Raw genomic sequence first — 16,430 nt, 5'->3', positions numbered from 1 at the left:
TTCCCTCCCCGACCTTGCAGCACCGGCGCCCGGCCTGATGCCGCTCTACGCCCTCACCCTCGAATACCACGGCGGTCCCTTCGTCGGCTGGCAGCGGCAGGCGAATGGCCTCTCGGTCCAGCAGGTGCTGGAGGAAGCCGCGGCAAAGCTCAACGACGGCATCCCGCCCGCCAGCATCGCCGCCGGCCGCACCGATGCCGGGGTGCATGCCGAAGGCCAGGTGGCGCAGATCGAGCTTGTCCGGAAGATCGCCCCCGACCGGCTGCGGGAGGCGCTGGACTTCCACACCCGGCCCTACCCGATCGTCATCCGCCGCGCCGCCCTCGCCCCGCCGGGCTGGAATGCGAGGTTCTCCGCGATCAGGCGCGGCTACCGCTACCGCATGCTCAACCGCCGCGCCCGGCCGGCGCTCGACGATGGCCTGGTCTGGCACGTCAAGGCGCCGCTCGATGCCGGCGCCATGCATGCCGCGGCGCAGGGCCTGCTGGGCCGGCACGACTTCTCCGCCTTTCGCGCCGCCGCCTGCCAGGCGAAGTCGGCGCTGCGGACGCTGGACCGGCTGGACGTCGCCCGGCTGGGGGAGGAGCTGGTCGTTACCGCCGAGGCCCGCAGCTTCCTGCACCACCAGATCCGCAACCTGGTCGGCACGCTGCTGGAAGTCGGCCAGGGCCGCCGCGGGGTGGAATGGCCGCGCCGGGTGCTGGAAGGCCGTGACCGGGCCCAGGCGGGCATGACGGCGCCGCCGGAGGGGCTGTGCTTCACCTTCGTCCGCTATGCCGAGGAGCCGGACTGGGCCTGAGGACTGGGTCTGAGGACTGGGCCTGAAGCCGGAACCGCTGCCGCCTTGGCCTTCCCGGCGGCGCCGGCCTCGCGCCGCCGGTCAGGCCGGCAGCATCGCCACGGCCTCCGCCAGCAGCGGCCGGGCCGCGACCGCCGGCTGCACGCAGGCCCGCTCCACCGCCCGGGCAGCCTCCGGCACGGCTGCCTCGCAGCGATCCAGCAACTCGCCCAGCAGCAGGCCCCAGGCCCGCACCTCCAGGCGTTGCAGCGTCGCGCCCATCGGACCGGGCGGCAGGAAGGCCGCGGCGCCGAGATCGCTGAGCACCGCCGCCCCCGCCGCGCCGTCCCAGAGCACGTTGTGCGCGTAGAGGTCGCCATGCAGCAGCCCCTGGCCATGCAGGTGCGCCGCCGCCGCGCCGATGCCGCGGGCGATGCGCAAGGCCACCGGCGGCGCCAGCCGCAGGGCCGGATCGTAGACATCGCGGCTGCAGCTCTCGAGGCTGGGCGGCCCGGCGAGGACCCGCCAGTCCGGCGGCAGCAGCGGCATCACCAAGCCCTGCAGCGCCTCGGGGTGGCCCTCCAGCCGGCCCAGCGCGCCGACGAGGTGGGGATGCGTGCCGGCGGCGAGGCAGGCGGCCATCTCGCGCTCCGGCAGGCCGTCGCTGGTCATGGCACCCTTGAAGAGCTTGAGCGCGACCGGGCGGCCCGCCCAGCGCGCGGCATGGACGCGGCCCGAGGCCCCCTCCCCCAGCAAGGCACCCGGGGCCAGGGCCGACCACGCCGCCGCCGGGGCGGCCGGGACCAGGCCCTCGCCCTCGCAGGGATTGCCGGCCATGGCCAGCCAGGCGAGCCGGGGCAGCCCGGCCAGCCAGGGCGGCAGGGCCTCGAAGCGGTTGGCGGCGATGCGCAGCAATTCGAGCCTGCCGGCGCCGGCCAGCCCCGCCGGCAGTTGCTGCAGCCGGTTGCCGGAGAGCATGAGCTTCTGCAGCGCGGGGCGCTCCCCCAGCGCCGGCGGCAGCGCGGCGAGCTGGTTGTCGGTCAGGGTCAGCCAGCGCAGCCCGGGCGGCAGGGCCTCGGCCGGAACCTCAGCCAGGGCGCTGCCGCGGCAGCCGACCTGGCTGAGCGCCGGGCAATCGCCCAGCACCGGCGGCAGCCGGCCGAAGCGGTTGCCGGAGCCGAAGAAGACCCGCAGCCGACGGCAGCGGGCGAGACCGGGCGGCAGCGCCCCCAGCGCATTGCCGCTGAGGTCGAGCAGCTCGAGGCTCCCGGCGAGGCCGAGGATCTCGGGCGGGAATTCCCGCAGGCCGAGGCCCGCGAGGCGGAGCTCCCGGGTGCCGGCGAGGTCGCCGCGGCGCAGTGCGGCCAGGGTGGTCGCGGCGTCCGTCACCCTGCCGAAAGCCGCCCCACGAGGCCGCCGATGAAGATGCCCAGCAGCAGGTCGAGTGCCACGAAGAGCGCCGCCGTGCCGCCCGCCAGCCGCAGGGCCGACTTCGCCACGAACCATTCGAGCCAGAGCGCATAGCCCAGCGCCGCCAGCCCCAGCCCCTGGGCGATGGCGGCGGGCAGGCCGAAGGCGGCCGGCACGGTCAGGGCGATCAGCACCATGTACTGGACCACGTTCGCCCAGTTCCAGGCGGCGATGAAGCGCGGCCATTCGGCCCGGCGCCCCTGCATCTCCGCCAGCGGCAGGGAGGCGAGCGCGAAGCCCGCCCAGGCCGCCGCATAGCCGATCAGCTCGGCCGTCATGCCGCGCGCGAAGCCGGCCGCCGGCACGCCGTCGCCGGCCCAGGACAGCAGCTTCAGCGCCAGGAAGCCGGGCAGGCAGAGCGCCGCCGCCCAGAAGCTGCGGGCGACGCCGGCCGGCGTGTCCTCGATCAGCAGCAGCCCGTCCGGCTTGCCCTGGGCCAGGCGGCAGGCGCCGCGCAGCCCGGCGGCGATGATGCCGCGCGTGGTCGGCGGGGTGCCGCTCAGGCGAAGGCCTCCTCGAGCACCATGCGGTAGAGCGCCGCGAGGTCGCGCAGCTCGGCCACCGGCGCCGCCTCGTTCGCCTTGTGCATGGTGGAGCCGACGGCGCCGAGCTCCGCCACCGGGCAGAACCGCGCGATGAAGCGGGCGTCGGAGGTCCCGCCGCCGGTATCGAGCGCCGGCTCCTGCCCGGTGGCCCGCAGCACGGCGCGCTTCAGCGCGTCGACGAAGGGGCCGGGCCGGGTCAGGAAGCTCTCGCCGGAGCAGTCGACGCGCATCTCGTAGCGCGCGTCCTCGCGGCGCAGCGCGGCGTGCAGGTGCTCGGTCAGGGACGCGCTGGTGTGGAGGTCGTTGAAGCGGATGTTCAGCATCGCCCGGGCCTCGCCGGGGATGACGTTGTTCGCCGGGTTGCCGACGTCGAAGCCGGTGACCTGCAGGGTCGTCGCCTCGAAGAACTGGCTGCCCTGGTCGATCGGCGCGGCGGTCAGCCGGTGCAGCACGCGGACCAGCCGGTGGATCGGGTTGTCGGCCCGCTGCGGATAGGCGCTGTGCCCTTGCGTGCCGAACAGGGTGATCCAGGCGGTCATGCTGCCGCGGCGGCCGACCTTGACCAAGTCGCCGAGCGCGGCGCGGGAGGTCGGCTCGCCGACCAGGGCCATGTCGGGGATCTCGCCCCGCGCGGCCATCCAGTCCAGCACCTTCACCGTGCCGTCCCTGGCCGGGCCTTCCTCGTCGCCGGTGATCAGCAGGCTGATGCTGCCGGGCGGGTTCGGGTTGGCGGCGAGGTAGTCGGTCAGGCCGGCGACGAAGGCGGCGATGCCGCCCTTCATGTCGCAGGCACCGCGGCCGTACAGCACGCCGTCCCTCACCACCGCGTCGAAGGGCCCGTCCGTCCAGGCCTCGGCCGGGCCGGTCGGCACCACGTCGGTATGCCCGGCATAGCAGAAATGCGGCCCCCCGGTGCCCCGGCGGGCGTAAAGGTTGGGCGTCTCGCCGAAGGTCAGCCGGTGGCAGGTGAAGCCGAGCGCGGTCAGCGCCTGCTCCATCACGCCGAGCGCCCCGGCATCGGCCGGGGTCACGCTCGGGCAGCGGATCAGCGCCTGGGCCAGCGGCACAGGGTCGGTTGGCGTGTTGCGCATCAGTCCCGCAGCAGCTCGTTGATGCTGGTCTTGGCCCGGGTCTGCTCGTCCACCCGCTTCACGATCACCGCGCAATAGAGGCTCGGCCCCGGCGTGCCGTCCGGCAGCGGCTTGCCCGGCAGGCTGCCCGGCACCACGACGGAGTAGGAGGGAACGCGGCCCATATGGACCTGCCCTGTGGCGCGATCGATGATCTTGGTCGAGGCGCCGAGGAAGACGCCCATCGACAGCACCGCGCCGCGCTCCACCACGACGCCCTCGGCCACCTCGGACCGGGCGCCGACGAAGCAGTCGTCCTCGATCACCACCGGGTTGGCCTGCAGCGGCTCCAGCACGCCGCCGATGCCGACGCCGCCCGAGATGTGAACGTTCTTGCCGATCTGCGCGCAGGACCCGACCGTCGCCCAGGTATCCACCATGGTGTTGCGGTCGACATGGGCGCCGAGATTGACGAACGAGGGCATCAGCACCACGCCGGGCGCAATATAGGCCGAGCGCCGCACCACGGCGCCGGGCACCGCGCGGAAGCCGGCCTCCTTGAACCGGTTCGGGCCCCAGTCGGCGAATTTCAGCGGCACCTTGTCGTAGGCGCCGGTGCCCACGTCCATCGGCGCCGAATCGGTCAGCCGGAAGGACAGCAGCACCGCCTGCTTCAGCCACTGGTTCACCCGCCACTCGCCGGGCGAACCGAGCGGCTCGGCGACCCGCGCCTTGCCGGAATCGAGCGCCTCCAGCGCCGCCTCGACCACCGCGCGGTCGTCGCCGCCGGTGGCGGGGGTGAGCGTGTCGCGCCGCTCCCACAGGGCCTCGATGCGCGTCTGGAGGGTGCTGGCGTCCATGGTCGTTGTCCCGCGGCGATATCCGGCGCGCCGGAGGCCCGGCGCGGAAGCGGCGGACCATGCCGATGCCGACACGCGCCTGTCAACGCGCCCTGACCGTTCCGATAACGCGTCCTTCATCCGATGCGGCGATCCTTCCCCGCATGCCTTCCATGGACCCCACGGCAGAGCAGGCCCGCGCGCATGCCGCTTCCGCTGGCGGCGTCGCGGCCGCGCCGGAACCCGATCCCAGCCTCTGCGGGGCCCTGCTCGAATCGCGCCAACGCTGGCGGGACTTCGCCACCCTCGCCGCCGACCTCGTCTTCGAAACCGATGCCGCAGGCCGCTTCACCTTCGTCGCGCCGGAAGCCCCGCTCGGCTGGTCGGCGGAAGCCCTGCTCGACCGCCCGGGCCGCGAGTTGCTGGCGGTGCCGGAACCCGACCCTTTCCTGCTGCGCGGCGCAGCCCGCGGCCTGCGCGCCTGGCTACGCCGGGCGGACGGCGGCAGCGCCTGCCTCAGCCTCTCGCTCGTCCCGCTGCAGGATGCCGCGGGCCGCTTCGTCGGCCTGCGGGGCAGCGGCCGGGACATCACCGCTGAGGTGGCGGAGGCCGAGGCGCAGGCCGCGGCGCTGCGCCGGGCCGAGGCCCTGCAAAGCCTGATCGGTCGCGTGCGGCGCGAGGTCCTGGCGCCGCGCATGCTGACGGCGACGCTGGAGGCGCTGCAGGGCGCGCTCGGCTGCGCCGGCGCCGCGGTGGTGGAATGGCCAAGGGGCGACGGTCCCGTTGCGATCCACCAGCAGGGCGGGGACCCGGTGCCGTTGCTGGCTGGCTTCAGCCAATGCCTCGGCTGCGGCGGCCCGGCCTTCCTTGCGGGTCCGGGCGGCGAACACCTGGCGGTAGTGCCGCAGCAATCCCAGGCCACGACCCATTGCGACCAGCCGCAGGCGTTGCTGGCGTGGCGAGACGCCGGGCAGCGGGGTTTCGATGCCGACGAACGCCACATGCTGGCGGCGCTGTCCGATTTCCTCTTCGTCGTGCTGGGCAATCAGGCGCTGCAGCACCGGCTGGAAGGCCAGGCGCGGACCGATGCGCTCACCGGCCTGCTGAACCGCCGCGCCTTCCTCGAGGACCTCGGCCGCCGGCTGCGCCGCCAGGCGCAGGACCCGCTGCGGGCCGGCCGGGCGGAAGGCGCGCTGCTGTTTCTCGACCTCGACAATTTCAAGCCGATCAACGACCGGCTGGGCCATGAGGCCGGGGATGCCGCCCTGGTCGCGGTCGCCGGCCTGCTGCGCGACCTGATCCGGCCGACCGACATGGCGGCGCGGCTCGGCGGCGACGAATTCGCCCTCTGGCTCGAAGCCGCGGATGCCGAGGGTGCCGCCGGCCGTGCCGCCGCGGTCTGCGCCGCCGCCGCCCGGCTCGACCACCGGCTGGGGAAGGACACGCCGCCGATCACCTTCAGCATCGGCGGCGCCATCCGCCGGCCCGGCACGGCGGAGACGCCCGAGGCGCTGCTGGCCCGCGCCGATGCCGCCATGTACGACGCCAAGCGCGGCGGGCGGGATGCCTGGGTCCTGGCGACGCCGGACGGGCCGCCGCGGCGGCTCGCCTCGTGAAGCCGGCCCGCTCCTACGAGGCGGCGAAGCGCATCGTCGCCGAGGGCACCGAGGCCGAGCGCATCGCGCTCGCCTCCCGCCCCGATGCGGCGCCGGAGATCCTCTATTTCCTCGCCGCCGACGGCAAGCTGACGGTGCGCGCGGCGGTCGCCGCCAATGCGGCGACGCCGGCCCAGGCGGACAGCCTGCTGGCGGGCGACGGCGACCCGCGGGTGCGCGCCGTGGTCGGCCGCAAGCTGGCGCCGCGCGCGCCGGTGCTGGCCGGGGCGAAGGACCGGCTGCAGACCCTGGCCTGGAGCACGCTCTGCGGGCTGGCGGCGGATGCGGCGGTGCTGGTGCGCGCCGTCATCGCCGAGGAATTGCAGGCGATGCCGGACGCGCCGCGCGACCTGATCCTGCGCCTGGCGCGGGACGCGGCGATGGAGGTTGCCGCCCCGGTCATCCGCTTCTCCCCCCTGCTGACCGAGGACGACCTGCTGGCGCTGATCGAGGCGCCGCCGGTGCCGGAGACGGTGACCGCCGTCGCCCGCCGGCCCTGTCTCAGCGAGCGGCTGTCGGATGCGGTGGTCGCGCGGTCCGACAACGGCGCCGTCGCGGCGCTGCTGGCCAACGACAGCGCCTCGATCCGGGAGAAGACGCTCGATACGCTGATCGCGGTCGCCGCCACCCACCAGCAATGGCAGGAGACCCTGGTGCGCCGCGCCGGGCTGCCGCCGCAGGCGACGCTCGCCCTGGCCGCCGTGGTGGCCGATCACCTGCTGGAGCCGCTGGCCACCCGCACTGACCTCGACCCCACCCTGGCCCGGGTGCTGCGGGCGCGCGTCGACCTGCGGCTGGAACGCCGCGGCGGCGGCGCGCTGCCGGCGGAACTGGCCTTCGAGGAAGCCGGGCTGCGCGGCGACAGGATCACCATGATGCGGCTGCTGGCCGAGCACACCGGCGTGCCGGCGCGGGCGGTGGAGCACGCGGCGCAGCTGCGGAGCGGCAAGGCGCTGGTCAGCCTGTGCTGGAAGGCCGGCTTCCCGCCGCGCTGCGCGCTGCCGGCGCAAGGCGTGCTCGGCCAGATCGCCCCGGGCGCCGCCATCCCGCTGCCGCCCGAGGGCGACTGGCCGCTGACCGAGGCGGAGATGCGCTGGCAGATCGAGCTGCTGGCCGAGCCGGTCTGACGCGGATCGCCCGGGCGGCTCGGCCGGAACCGCTACGGCTTGATCAGCGTCCCCGCCCCGCTATCGGTGAAGAGCTCGCGCAGCACCGCATGCGGCACCCGGCCATCGAGGATGACCGCGCCCTTCACCCCGCGCTCGATCGCATAGATGCAGGTCTCGACCTTCGGGATCATGCCGGCATTGATCCATCCCTCCGAGATGCCCTGCTTGACCCGGGCCACCGTCATCTCCGGGATGAAGGCGCCGTCCGGGCCCTTCACGCCGGCCACGTCGGTCAGCACCAGCAGGCGTTCCGCCCCGAGCGCGCCGGCGATCGCGCCGGCCACCGTATCGGCGTTGATGTTGTAGGTCTGGCCGTCATGGCCGACGCCCACCGGCGCCACCACCGGCACGATGTCGGCGCCGATCATCAGCTTCAGCACCTTGGTGTCGATCGAGTCCGGCTCGCCCACGAAGCCGAGGTCGAGCACCTGCTCGAGGTTCGAGCCGGGGTCGCGCACGGTGCGGGTGACCTTGCGGGCGCGCACCAGCCCGCCATCCTTGCCGGAGATGCCGACCGCCATGGCGCCGGCGCGGGTGATCGCCTCGGCCACCTGCTTGTTGACCGGGCCGGCGAGGACCATCTCGACCACGTCGAGCATCGCCTCGTCGGTCACCCGCAGGCCCTGCACGAAGGTCGACTGCACGTTCAGCCGCTTCAGCATGGCGTTGATCTGCGGCCCGCCGCCATGCACGACGACCGGGTTGACGCCGACCTGCTCCAGCAGCGCGATGTCGCGGCCGAAGCGCAGCGCGGTCTCCTCCTCGCCCATGGCGTGGCCGCCGTACTTCACCACCACGATCTGGTCGTCGTAGCGCTTCAGGAAGGGCAGCGCGCCGGCGAGGATCTTCATCGAATCGGGCGTGGCGTCGGTCATCGGCCGGTGTTCCGGAATGCTGGCGCCCCGCTGTAGAGCAGTTTGCCGCGGGGGCAAACCACCCGGTGCGGATGCGCGCGACGGGATGGCCCGAGCGGGCGCCGACCGCCTCGCCGGTCGATCGCCGGGCGCGGCGTGCGGGCCGCAGCGCCGCGGGCGGTGCCGGCGCCGTGCTCAGCCGGCCAGCGCCGCCAGCTCCGCCCGCAGCTCCGGGATGCCTAATCCCGTCTCGGCGCTGGTGACGATGACCAGCGGGTGGCCGGCGGTATGGCTGCGGGCCAGCGTCTCGGCCTCCCGCGTCCGCTGCTCCAGCCACCAGGGCTTGGCGTCGTCGGCCTTGGTCAGCACGATCTGGAAGGCGACCGCCGCGTCGTTCAGCAGCTTCATCGCCATGCGGTCGGAGGCCTTGGTCTCGATCCGCGCATCCATCAGCAGGATGACCCGCCGCAGGGTGGGGCGGCCGCGCAGGAAGTCGAACATCAACCCCTGCCAGTCCTCCTTCACCGACTTCGACGCCTGGGCATAGCCATAGCCCGGCATGTCCACGAGGGTCAGCCGGTCCCCGAGGTTGAAGAAGTTGAGCTGCTTGGTCCGGCCCGGCGTGTTGGACACCCGGGCCAGCGCCTTTTGCCCGGTCAACGCATTGACCAGGCTGGACTTGCCGACATTGGACCGGCCGCAGAAGGCGATCTCCGGCCCGCCCACCGGCGGCAGCTGGTCGATCTTCTGCGACGCGTAGAAGAAGGTGCAGGGCTGCGCGAAGAGCACCCGGCCGGCCTCGATCAGCGCGGCGCGGTCCTCGGGCGTCCTGGCCTCGGCCAGGCCGCCCGCGGGAAGCTGCGGCGGCAGCTTCGGAAGGGTGATCACCCCTTCTTCGGCAGCGCCGTGGCGACCGGCGCCGCCGCGGGCTTGCCGACCTTCGCGTTGCGCTGGATGTACCACTGCTGCGCGATCGAGAGCAGGTTGTTCCAGGACCAGTAGATGACCAGCCCGGCCGGGAAGCTGGCCAGCATGAAGGTGAAGATGATCGGCATGTACTGGAACAGCTTGGCCTGGATCGGGTCGGGCGGCGCCGGGTTCAGCTTCTGCTGCAGGAACATGGTCACGCCCATGATCAGCGCCCAGACCGGCATGTGCAGGTAGTGCGAGAGCTGGGTCGGGTCGAAGGGCAGCAGGCCGAAGAGGTTGAACAGGTTGGTCGGGTCGGGCGCCGAGAGGTCGCGGATCCAGCCGAAGAACGGCGCGTGCCGCATCTCGATGGTGACGAACAGCACCTTGTAGAGCGCGAAGAAGACCGGGATCTGGATCAGGATCGGCAGGCAGCCCGAGGCCGGGTTGATCTTTTCCGTCCGGTACAGCGCCATCATCTCGGCCTGCGCCTTGGCCGGGTCGTCCTTGTAGCGTTCCTTGATCTCGGACATCTTTGGCCCGAGCACCTTCATCTTCCCCATCGACTTGTAGGCCTTGCTGGCCAGCGGGAAGAAGGCCGCCTTCAGCAGCAGCGTGAAGATCAGGATGGCGACGCCGAAGTTGCCGACGATCGTGAAGATCCAGTCAATCGCATAGAAGAACGGCTTGGTCAGGAAGTAGAACCAGCCGAAGTCGATCGCCTTGTCGAAATCCGGGATGCCCAGCCGGTCGCGGTAGCTGTCGAGCAGCCGCACCTCCTTGGCGCCGGCAAAGAGTCGCAGGGCCTGGCCGGCGCCGGTCGTATTGGGCGCGACGGTCGCCGGCTGGGGCTGGGCGAAATCGACCTGCCAGCGGTCCTGGCCGCCTTCCGGAATCGCCCGGTAGGTCGCCCGGAAGCGCGCCGCCTGGTCCACCGGGGACAGCGTCGCCAGCCAGTACTTGTCGGTGAAGCCGGCCCAGCCGCCGGCCGCCTCCTGCTCGAAGGCCACGCCGGCGCGCTTGGCGCCCTCGGTCTTGGCGTTCGAATAGGTTTCCTCCCGCAGCCGGCCGTCGAGCACGCCGACGAAGCCTTCGTGCAGGATGTAGAAGCCCTGCGTCGGCGGGGTGTGCTCGCGGCGGATGCGGGCCCAGGGCAGCAGCTGCACCGGGTCCGGCCCGGTGTTCTTCACCCGCTGCTCGGCGGTGACCATGTAGTTCTCGTCGAGCGCGAGGCCGATCTCGAAGACCTGGCCCTGGCCGTTGTCCCAGCGCAGCGTCACCGGCTTGCCGGGGGCGAGCTCGGCGCCGTCGGCGGTCCAGTCGGTGTCGTTGCCGGGGACCGGGGTGCGGCCATCCGCCGCGGTCCAGCCCCATTGCCCGTAATAGGGCGCGGCGCCTTCCCGCGGCGCCAGCACGCGGACCAGCGGTGAGGTCCGGTCGACCGTCTCGTGGTAGTCCTTCAGCACCACGTCATCCAGCCGCGCGCCGCGCAGGCTGAGCGAGCCATGCACGCGCGGGCCGTCGATCGGAAGCCGGGCGCCGGGAGCGCGCGGCGCGCCGGCGGCGGGCGCCGCATCGGTCGGCGCGCCGAGCGGGCCGACGGGCCCCGGGTTGGGGCCCGGCTTGGGGGCGGCCTGCTGCACCTGGGCCGCCTGCTGCTGCGCCGCGAGCTCGGCCCGCTGCGCCTCGCGCGCCGGGCGGTTCAGCAGGTCGAAGGTGAGCAGGATGCCGATCGAGATGGCGATCGCCGCAAGAAGGCGCTTCTGGTCCATGGAGCTGGGTCAGCCTTTCGGGACGGGCTGGAATTGGCCGGCTTCCCGCGCGGGGACAGGGTCCACGCCGCCGGGATGCCAGGGGTTGCAGCGCAGGATACGGCGGCCAGCGAGCCAGGTGCCGCGCAGGGCGCCGTGGGTCTCCAGCACCTCGAGCGCATAATGGCTGCAGCTGGGGTGGAAACGGCAATGTGCCCCGATGAAGGGGCGCAACGTCCACTGGTAGGCGATGACGGCGCCGCGCAGGGCCTGGGCGGCCGCGCTCATGACGCCGGCTCCGGCGCCCCGCCCGGGTCCGGTACGCCGGCCTGGCGCAGCGCGCCGCGCAGGTCGCCGAGCAGCTTCTGCCAGTCCCGCGCGCCGGTGGCGTCGCGGGCGACCAGCACCAGGTCCCAGCCTGCCGGCGGGGCCACGCCCAGCGTCAGGCGCGCCGCTTCTCGCAGCCGGCGCTTGGCGCGGTTGCGGGCAACGGCGTTGCCGATCTTCTTGGTCGCGGTGAAGCCGAGCCGAAGCCCGCCTTCCGGTTGCGGCATGGCCTGGAGAACCAGGCCCGGGCGCGCGGCCTTGCGGCCCCGGCTGGCGACCTTGAGGAATTCGCCGCGCCGGGTCAGCCGAGGCAGGCGTCCCGGCATGGCAAGCCCCGTCCCGCCCGGTTCAGGCGCTGAGCTTGGCGCGGCCCTTGGAGCGGCGGTTGGCCAGGACCTTGCGGCCGCCCACCGTCGACATCCGGTGCCGGAACCCGTGCCGGCGCTTCCGGACGAGCTTGGAGGGCTGGTAGGTACGCTTCACGGGTGTGGTCTCCGTCAGGATGGGCGTCGGCGCGGCGCCCCCTGGGGTCAGGAGACGCGCTGCAACGACGGCCGGCGGCCCTTCCGTGCGGGCCCCGGCGAAGGGGCGCACCTATAGGGAGGCCGCGGCCCCTTCGTCAATCGTGGTCTGCCTCCCCTGGCCCCCCGCTGGCGCGATCGGCGCCGCTGGCGTAGGGCGGGCGTACGCTGCGACGAGGCCAAGCACCCCGATGCCCGACGATACGACAGCAAGGCCGGGCTGGACCCGGCTCTGGCCGCTGGCGCTGATCCTCGGCGCGCTGGTCCTGGCCTATGCGCTCGGCCTGCAGCGCAGCCTGTCCTTCGATGCGCTGGCGGCGCACCGGGCGGCCCTGACGGGCTTCGTTGCCGCGCATCCGGCCGCCGCGCCGCTGCTCTATGTCCTGGCCTATGTCGCGGTGGTCGCCTTCTCGCTGCCCGGCGGTGCCGTGATGACGCTGGCCGGCGGCTTCCTCTTCGGCCCCTGGCTCGGCGCCGCGGCGGCGGTGGTGGGCGCCACGCTCGGCGCCTGCGCGCTGTTCCTCGCGGCCCGCTACGCCCTGGCCGAGACGCTGGCGCGCCGCGCCGGGCCGCTGCTGGGCAAGCTGCGGGCGGGGCTGCAGCGGGACGGGTTCTGGTACCTCCTCTCGCTCCGGCTGCTGCCGGTGGTGCCCTTCTGGCTGCTCAACTTGGCGCCGGCCCTGGCCGGGATGCGGCTGCTGCCCTATGCGGCGGCGACCTTCCTCGGGATCATCCCCGGCACCGCGGTCTTCGCCGGGATCGGCGCCGGCCTGGGCCAGGTCTTCGATGCCGGGGGACGCCCGGACCTTTCCATCATCTTCTCGCCGGGCATCCTGCTGCCGCTGCTCGGCCTGGCCGCGTTGTCGCTGGCCGGGGCCTGGTGGCGCGGCCGGTCGCGGCGCATGAACGGGGAATAGCGGGATGCCTGACTTCGACGTGGTGGTGATCGGCGCCGGGGCCGCCGGCCTTTCGGTCGCCGCCATCGGCGCCGGCCTCGGCCTGAAGGTCGCGCTGGTCGAGCGCGGCAGGATGGGCGGCGACTGCCTGAATTATGGCTGCGTGCCCTCGAAGGCGATGCTGGCGGCGGGACACGCGGCGGCCGAGGCCCGCGCCGCCGGCCGCTTCGGCATCCGCCTTGCCCCGCCCGAGATCGATTGGGCCGGGGTCCGCGCGCATGTCCAGGGCGCCATCGCCCGCATCGCGCCCAACGACAGCGCGGCGCGCTACCGCGGCATGGGGGTCGAGGTGATCGAGGCCTCGGCCCATTTCACCGCGCCCGACGAGATCGAGGCCGGCGGCCGTCGCCTGACCTTCCGCCGCGCGGTCATCGCCGCCGGCAGCAGCGCCGTCATCCCCGACCTGCCGGGGCTCGACGGCGTGCCCTGGCTGACCAACGAGACGCTCTTCGACCTCGAGGAGCCGCCCGGCCACCTGCTGATCCTCGGCGGCGGGCCGATCGGCGTCGAGATGGCGCAGGCGCATGCCAGGCTCGGCTGCCTGGTGACGGTGATCGAATCCGCCCCCCGCATCCTGGCGCGGGAGGATGACGAACTGGCCGAGGGCGTCCGCGCCGCCCTGCTGGCGGATGGCGTGACCCTGGCGGAGGGCCAGCCGGTGGCGCGCCTGGAACAGCTCGAGCCCGACAGCCCGGCCGCGACCGCCGGCGTGGTCGCGGTGCTGGCCGACGGCAAGCGGATCGCCGGCACCCACCTGCTGCTGGCGGTCGGCCGGGCGCCGCGGCTGGCCGGGCTCGACCTCGTGGCCGGCGGGGTCGAGGCCGGGCCGAAGGGCGTGCGGACCCGGGCCGACCTGCGATCCGTCTCCAACAGGCGGGTCTGGGCGGTGGGCGACATCGCCGACCCCGAGGGAATCGGCCCGCGCGCCTTCACCCATGTCGCGGGCCAGCATGCCGGCATCGTGGTGCGGTCGATGCTGTTCCGCCTGCCCGGGACGAAGGTGGACTACGCCGCCCTGCCCCGCGTCACCTATACCGACCCGGAGCTCGCCCAGGTCGGGCTGACCGAGGCCGAGGCGCGCGCCGCCGGCCACGACGACCTCCGCATCCACCGCTGGCCGCTGTCGGAGAACGACCGCGCCATCGCCGAGGGCCGGCCGGAGGGGCTGGTGAAGCTGGTGGTCACCGCGAAGGGCCGGCTGCTCGGCGCCGGCCTCCTGGCACCGCGGGCGGGCGAGATGGCCGGCCTCTACGGGCTGATGATCGGCCGCCGCCTGCCGCTCTCGGCGCTGGCCGGCATGGTGCTGCCCTATCCGACGCTGTCCGAGGGCGGCAAGCGCGCGGCGGGAGAATTCTACACCCCGAAGTTATTATCTTCCTTCACGAAACGTCTTCTCGGCTTGCTCAAACGGCTGCCCTGAGCGTTCATGCCGCAACTGCGAAGGAGCCGACCACCCATGGACAAGATCCTCACCGGCCGCACCGCCCTGGTGACCGGCAGCACCAGCGGGATCGGCCTCGGCATTGCCCAGCTCTATGCCGAAGCCGGCGCCCGCGTGATGCTGAACGGCTTCGGCAAGCCGGAGGAGATCGCCAAGGCCCGCGCCGAAGTGGGCGCCGCCATGGGCGTGGCCGAGGCGCCCTATTCCGCCGCCGACCTGTCGAAGCCCGATGCGGTCAAGCAGATGATCGCCGAGGCCGAGGCCACCCTCGGCTCGCTCGACATCCTGGTGAACAATGCCGGGATCCAGTTCGTCGCGCCGATCGAGGAGTTCCCCGACGCGAAGTTCGAGGCGATCATGGCGATCAACTTCGCCTCCAACTGGTATGCCATCAAGGCGGCGCTGCCGGGCATGAAGCGGCGCAACTGGGGCCGGATCATCAACATCGCCTCGGCGCACGGGCTGATCGCCTCGCCGGAGAAGTCGGCCTATGTCTCGGCCAAGCACGCGGTCGTCGGCCTGACCAAGACGGTGGCGATCGAGGTCGCGCAGACGCCGATCACCTGCAACGCCATCTGCCCCGGCTTCGTCCGCACCCCGCTGGCCGAGGCGCAGCTGCCGGCCCTGGCCAAGCAGTTCGGCGTCTCCGAGGAGGTGGCGCTGAAGGAGCACCTGCTGGCGCACCAGCCCTCCAAGCGCTGGATCGAGGTCGATGAGGTGGCGCAGATGGCGCTCTATCTCTGCGGCCCGGGCAGCGGCGGCGTGACCGGCGCGGCGCTGTCGATTGACGGGGGCTGGCTGGCGAACTGATGGCGAAGGAACAGGGCGGCGGGCCGGGAGAGTCCCCCGCCGCGCAACCCGGTGCGGTGCCGACCGGCGATCTGCGGGCCGAGGGACCGCTGCCGGAGGCGCTGATCCCCGCGCCAGCCGACGGCCCGGGCGTCGCAGCCGCGCCGCTGCCGCAGCCCGCGGTGGCGAAGCCGGTGGCGACCAAGCGGCTGAACCTGGCGCTGCAAGGGGGCGGCACGCATGGCGCCTTCACCTGGGGCGCGCTCGACCGGCTGCTGGAGGACGAGCGGATCGTCTTCGACGGCGTCTCCGGGACGTCCGCCGGCGGCATCAACGCGGCGATCTTCGTCCAGGGCCTGGCCGAGGGCGGCCGCGAGGGCGCCAAGAAGGCGCTCGACCGGATGTGGCGCGACGTGGCCGGGCGGCTGGCGATGAGCCCCTTGCAGAACACGCCGCTCGAGAAGGCGCTGTGGGGCTACGACCTGACCCATTCGATCGCCTACCAGACCTTCGAGACGCTGACCCGCGTCGTCTCGCCCTACCAGATCAATCCCTTCATGGCGGAGTTCAACCCGCTGCGGCAGGTGATCGCCGACAACCTGGACGAGGCGCGGCTGAAGCGAGACCCGAAGGCGATCCGGCTCTTCATCAGCGCGACAAATGTCCGGACGGGCAAGCCGCGGGTCTTCTCGCGCACCGAGGTGACGACCGACGTCATCCTCGCCTCGGCATGCCTGCCGAACGTGTTCCGCGCGGTGGAGATCGACGGCGAGGCCTACTGGGACGGCGGCTATCTCGGCAACCCGGCGATCTGGCCGCTCTATTATGAACGGGGGGCGCCCGACATCCTGCTGGTGCAGATCAATGCCATCATGCGGAACGAGCTGCCGACCACGCCGTCCGACATCATGAACCGGCTGAACGAGATCAGCTTCAATGCCTCGCTCATGGCGGAGATGCGGGCCATCGACTTCGTCCAAAGGCTGCTGGACTCCGGGCGGCTGGAGCAGCCGCGCTACCGCCGCATCTTCCTGCATTGCGTCGAGGACGAGGAGCGGATGCGGAAGTTCAAGCTCTCCACCAAGCTGAACGGCGACTGGGAATTCCTGCAGACCATCCGCCACTACGGCTGGGAAGCCGCGGACAAGTTCCTCCGCGAGCACTTCGACACGATCGGGCGGGAGAGCACGCTGGATATCCAGCGGTATCTTTGAAAAAGTCAGGAAGTTTGGGGAGGGAAAAGCATTCCCTCCCCAAATCCCACCCTTCCTTTCTGTGGGTTGGCACTCGCCGCGCGGCGAGTGCCAACCCACAAAAATGAAGGAGGGTCCAGGGAGGATACGTCCTCCCTGGCCT

17 protein-coding genes are annotated in these 16,430 nt (G+C 72.8%); 7 read left to right on the top strand and 10 right to left on the bottom strand.

Annotated elements, in window-relative coordinates; translation table 11 throughout:
* The first annotated feature begins 37 nt into the window (after positions 1 to 37).
* Positions 38 to 799, top strand: coding sequence for a tRNA pseudouridine(38-40) synthase TruA (truA, locus tag E2C06_RS10715; RefSeq protein ID WP_133288599.1), 762 nt, complete (start codon positions 38 to 40; stop codon positions 797 to 799).
* 81 nt (positions 800 to 880) lie between these two features.
* On the opposite strand, the gene E2C06_RS10710 is transcribed toward truA, so the two are convergent.
* The 4 genes from E2C06_RS10710 to dapD all read right to left on the bottom strand — a co-directional run bounded on the left by E2C06_RS10710 (position 881) and on the right by dapD (position 4,723).
* Complete coding sequence (locus tag E2C06_RS10710; RefSeq protein WP_206664508.1) at positions 881 to 2,167, bottom strand: leucine-rich repeat-containing protein kinase family protein; 1,287 nt, start codon at positions 2,165 to 2,167, stop codon at positions 881 to 883.
* Positions 2,164 to 2,553 (bottom strand): hypothetical protein, encoded by a 390-nt coding sequence (locus E2C06_RS38700; RefSeq protein WP_206664507.1) that lies wholly within the window; start codon positions 2,551 to 2,553, stop codon positions 2,164 to 2,166. Before E2C06_RS38700 ends, E2C06_RS10710 begins: the two co-directional genes overlap by 4 nt.
* 194 nt (positions 2,554 to 2,747) lie before the next feature.
* On the bottom strand, positions 2,748 to 3,884 hold the full coding sequence (dapE, locus tag E2C06_RS10705) for a succinyl-diaminopimelate desuccinylase (RefSeq protein WP_133288597.1): 1,137 nt from the start codon (positions 3,882 to 3,884) through the stop codon (positions 2,748 to 2,750).
* Positions 3,884 to 4,723 carry a 2,3,4,5-tetrahydropyridine-2,6-dicarboxylate N-succinyltransferase gene (gene dapD, locus E2C06_RS10700; protein ID WP_133288596.1) on the bottom strand — a complete coding sequence of 280 codons (840 nt, stop codon included), beginning with the start codon at positions 4,721 to 4,723 and terminating at the stop codon, positions 3,884 to 3,886. Before dapD ends, dapE begins: the two co-directional genes overlap by 1 nt.
* Before the next feature lie 152 nt (positions 4,724 to 4,875).
* On the opposite strand from dapD, the gene E2C06_RS10695 reads away from it, so the two are divergent.
* Together E2C06_RS10695 and E2C06_RS10690 are read left to right on the top strand one after the other, a co-directional pair.
* Positions 4,876 to 6,318: a sensor domain-containing diguanylate cyclase gene (locus E2C06_RS10695; protein ID WP_165982321.1), complete on the top strand. Its 1,443-nt coding sequence runs from the start codon at positions 4,876 to 4,878 to the stop codon at positions 6,316 to 6,318.
* Positions 6,315 to 7,484: a DUF2336 domain-containing protein gene (locus E2C06_RS10690; RefSeq protein WP_133288594.1), complete on the top strand. Its 1,170-nt coding sequence runs from the start codon at positions 6,315 to 6,317 to the stop codon at positions 7,482 to 7,484. The genes E2C06_RS10695 and E2C06_RS10690 overlap by 4 nt, the downstream gene beginning before the upstream one ends.
* Before the next feature lie 32 nt (positions 7,485 to 7,516).
* Here E2C06_RS10690 and argB read toward each other — a convergent pair whose 3' ends face one another.
* The 6 genes from argB to rpmH all read right to left on the bottom strand — a co-directional run bounded on the left by argB (position 7,517) and on the right by rpmH (position 11,850).
* Positions 7,517 to 8,401 carry an acetylglutamate kinase gene (gene argB / locus E2C06_RS10685; RefSeq protein ID WP_133288593.1) on the bottom strand — a complete coding sequence of 295 codons (885 nt, stop codon included), beginning with the start codon at positions 8,399 to 8,401 and terminating at the stop codon, positions 7,517 to 7,519.
* Positions 8,402 to 8,575: 174 nt separating this feature from the next.
* Complete coding sequence (gene yihA / locus E2C06_RS10680) at positions 8,576 to 9,223, bottom strand: ribosome biogenesis GTP-binding protein YihA/YsxC (protein WP_133288669.1); 648 nt, start codon at positions 9,221 to 9,223, stop codon at positions 8,576 to 8,578.
* Between the two features lie 41 nt (positions 9,224 to 9,264).
* Positions 9,265 to 11,061: a membrane protein insertase YidC gene (gene yidC, locus E2C06_RS10675; protein WP_133288592.1), complete on the bottom strand. Its 1,797-nt coding sequence runs from the start codon at positions 11,059 to 11,061 to the stop codon at positions 9,265 to 9,267.
* 9 nt (positions 11,062 to 11,070) lie between these two features.
* Positions 11,071 to 11,328, bottom strand: coding sequence for a membrane protein insertion efficiency factor YidD (yidD, locus tag E2C06_RS10670; protein ID WP_133288591.1), 258 nt, complete (start codon positions 11,326 to 11,328; stop codon positions 11,071 to 11,073).
* A complete protein-coding gene (gene rnpA, locus E2C06_RS10665) occupies positions 11,325 to 11,693 on the bottom strand; it encodes a ribonuclease P protein component (protein WP_133288590.1) in 369 nt (122 codons plus the stop codon). Before rnpA ends, yidD begins: the two co-directional genes overlap by 4 nt.
* A 22-nt stretch (positions 11,694 to 11,715) precedes the next feature.
* Complete coding sequence (gene rpmH / locus E2C06_RS10660) at positions 11,716 to 11,850, bottom strand: 50S ribosomal protein L34 (RefSeq protein ID WP_133288589.1); 135 nt, start codon at positions 11,848 to 11,850, stop codon at positions 11,716 to 11,718.
* A gap of 229 nt (positions 11,851 to 12,079) precedes the next feature.
* On the opposite strand from rpmH, the gene E2C06_RS10655 reads away from it, so the two are divergent.
* The 4 genes from E2C06_RS10655 to E2C06_RS10640 are packed head-to-tail and all read left to right on the top strand — an operon-like array spanning position 12,080 to position 16,288.
* Positions 12,080 to 12,805, top strand: a complete 726-nt coding sequence (locus E2C06_RS10655; RefSeq protein WP_133288588.1) for a TVP38/TMEM64 family protein — start codon at positions 12,080 to 12,082, stop codon at positions 12,803 to 12,805.
* Between the two features lie 4 nt (positions 12,806 to 12,809).
* Entirely contained in the window at positions 12,810 to 14,264 is a 1,455-nt protein-coding gene (locus tag E2C06_RS10650; RefSeq protein WP_133288587.1) for a dihydrolipoyl dehydrogenase family protein, read from the top strand.
* 36 nt (positions 14,265 to 14,300) lie between these two features.
* Positions 14,301 to 15,095, top strand: coding sequence for a 3-hydroxybutyrate dehydrogenase (locus E2C06_RS10645; RefSeq protein ID WP_133288586.1), 795 nt, complete (start codon positions 14,301 to 14,303; stop codon positions 15,093 to 15,095).
* Positions 15,095 to 16,288 (top strand): patatin-like phospholipase family protein, encoded by a 1,194-nt coding sequence (locus E2C06_RS10640; RefSeq protein WP_165982320.1) that lies wholly within the window; start codon positions 15,095 to 15,097, stop codon positions 16,286 to 16,288. The genes E2C06_RS10645 and E2C06_RS10640 overlap by 1 nt, the downstream gene beginning before the upstream one ends.
* Positions 16,289 to 16,430 lie beyond the last annotated feature (142 nt).

Origin of the sequence: Dankookia rubra, assembly GCF_004355005.1 — a bacterium.
Lineage (GTDB): Bacteria > Pseudomonadota > Alphaproteobacteria > Acetobacterales > Acetobacteraceae > Paracraurococcus > Paracraurococcus ruber_A.
Note: the sequence above shows the minus strand (reverse complement) of the source record. Positions and strands in the feature narration are given on the sequence as shown.

Excerpts from the sequence above, each read along its gene's own strand:
- E2C06_RS10695 (WP_165982321.1), top strand. The coding sequence starts at position 4,876 with ATGGACCCCACGGCAGAGCAGGCCCGCGCGCATGCCGCTTCCGCTGGC.
- E2C06_RS10650 (WP_133288587.1), top strand. The coding sequence starts at position 12,810 with ATGCCTGACTTCGACGTGGTGGTGATCGGCGCCGGGGCCGCCGGCCTT.
- argB (WP_133288593.1), bottom strand. The coding sequence starts at position 8,401 with ATGACCGACGCCACGCCCGATTCGATGAAGATCCTCGCCGGCGCGCTG.
- dapD (WP_133288596.1), bottom strand. The coding sequence starts at position 4,723 with ATGGACGCCAGCACCCTCCAGACGCGCATCGAGGCCCTGTGGGAGCGG.
- dapE (WP_133288597.1), bottom strand. The coding sequence starts at position 3,884 with ATGCGCAACACGCCAACCGACCCTGTGCCGCTGGCCCAGGCGCTGATC.
- truA (WP_133288599.1), top strand. The coding sequence starts at position 38 with ATGCCGCTCTACGCCCTCACCCTCGAATACCACGGCGGTCCCTTCGTC.
- E2C06_RS10645 (WP_133288586.1), top strand. The coding sequence starts at position 14,301 with ATGGACAAGATCCTCACCGGCCGCACCGCCCTGGTGACCGGCAGCACC.
- yidD (WP_133288591.1), bottom strand. The coding sequence starts at position 11,328 with ATGAGCGCGGCCGCCCAGGCCCTGCGCGGCGCCGTCATCGCCTACCAG.
- rnpA (WP_133288590.1), bottom strand. The coding sequence starts at position 11,693 with ATGCCGGGACGCCTGCCTCGGCTGACCCGGCGCGGCGAATTCCTCAAG.
- yidC (WP_133288592.1), bottom strand. The coding sequence starts at position 11,061 with ATGGACCAGAAGCGCCTTCTTGCGGCGATCGCCATCTCGATCGGCATC.
- E2C06_RS10640 (WP_165982320.1), top strand. The coding sequence starts at position 15,095 with ATGGCGAAGGAACAGGGCGGCGGGCCGGGAGAGTCCCCCGCCGCGCAA.
- E2C06_RS10655 (WP_133288588.1), top strand. The coding sequence starts at position 12,080 with ATGCCCGACGATACGACAGCAAGGCCGGGCTGGACCCGGCTCTGGCCG.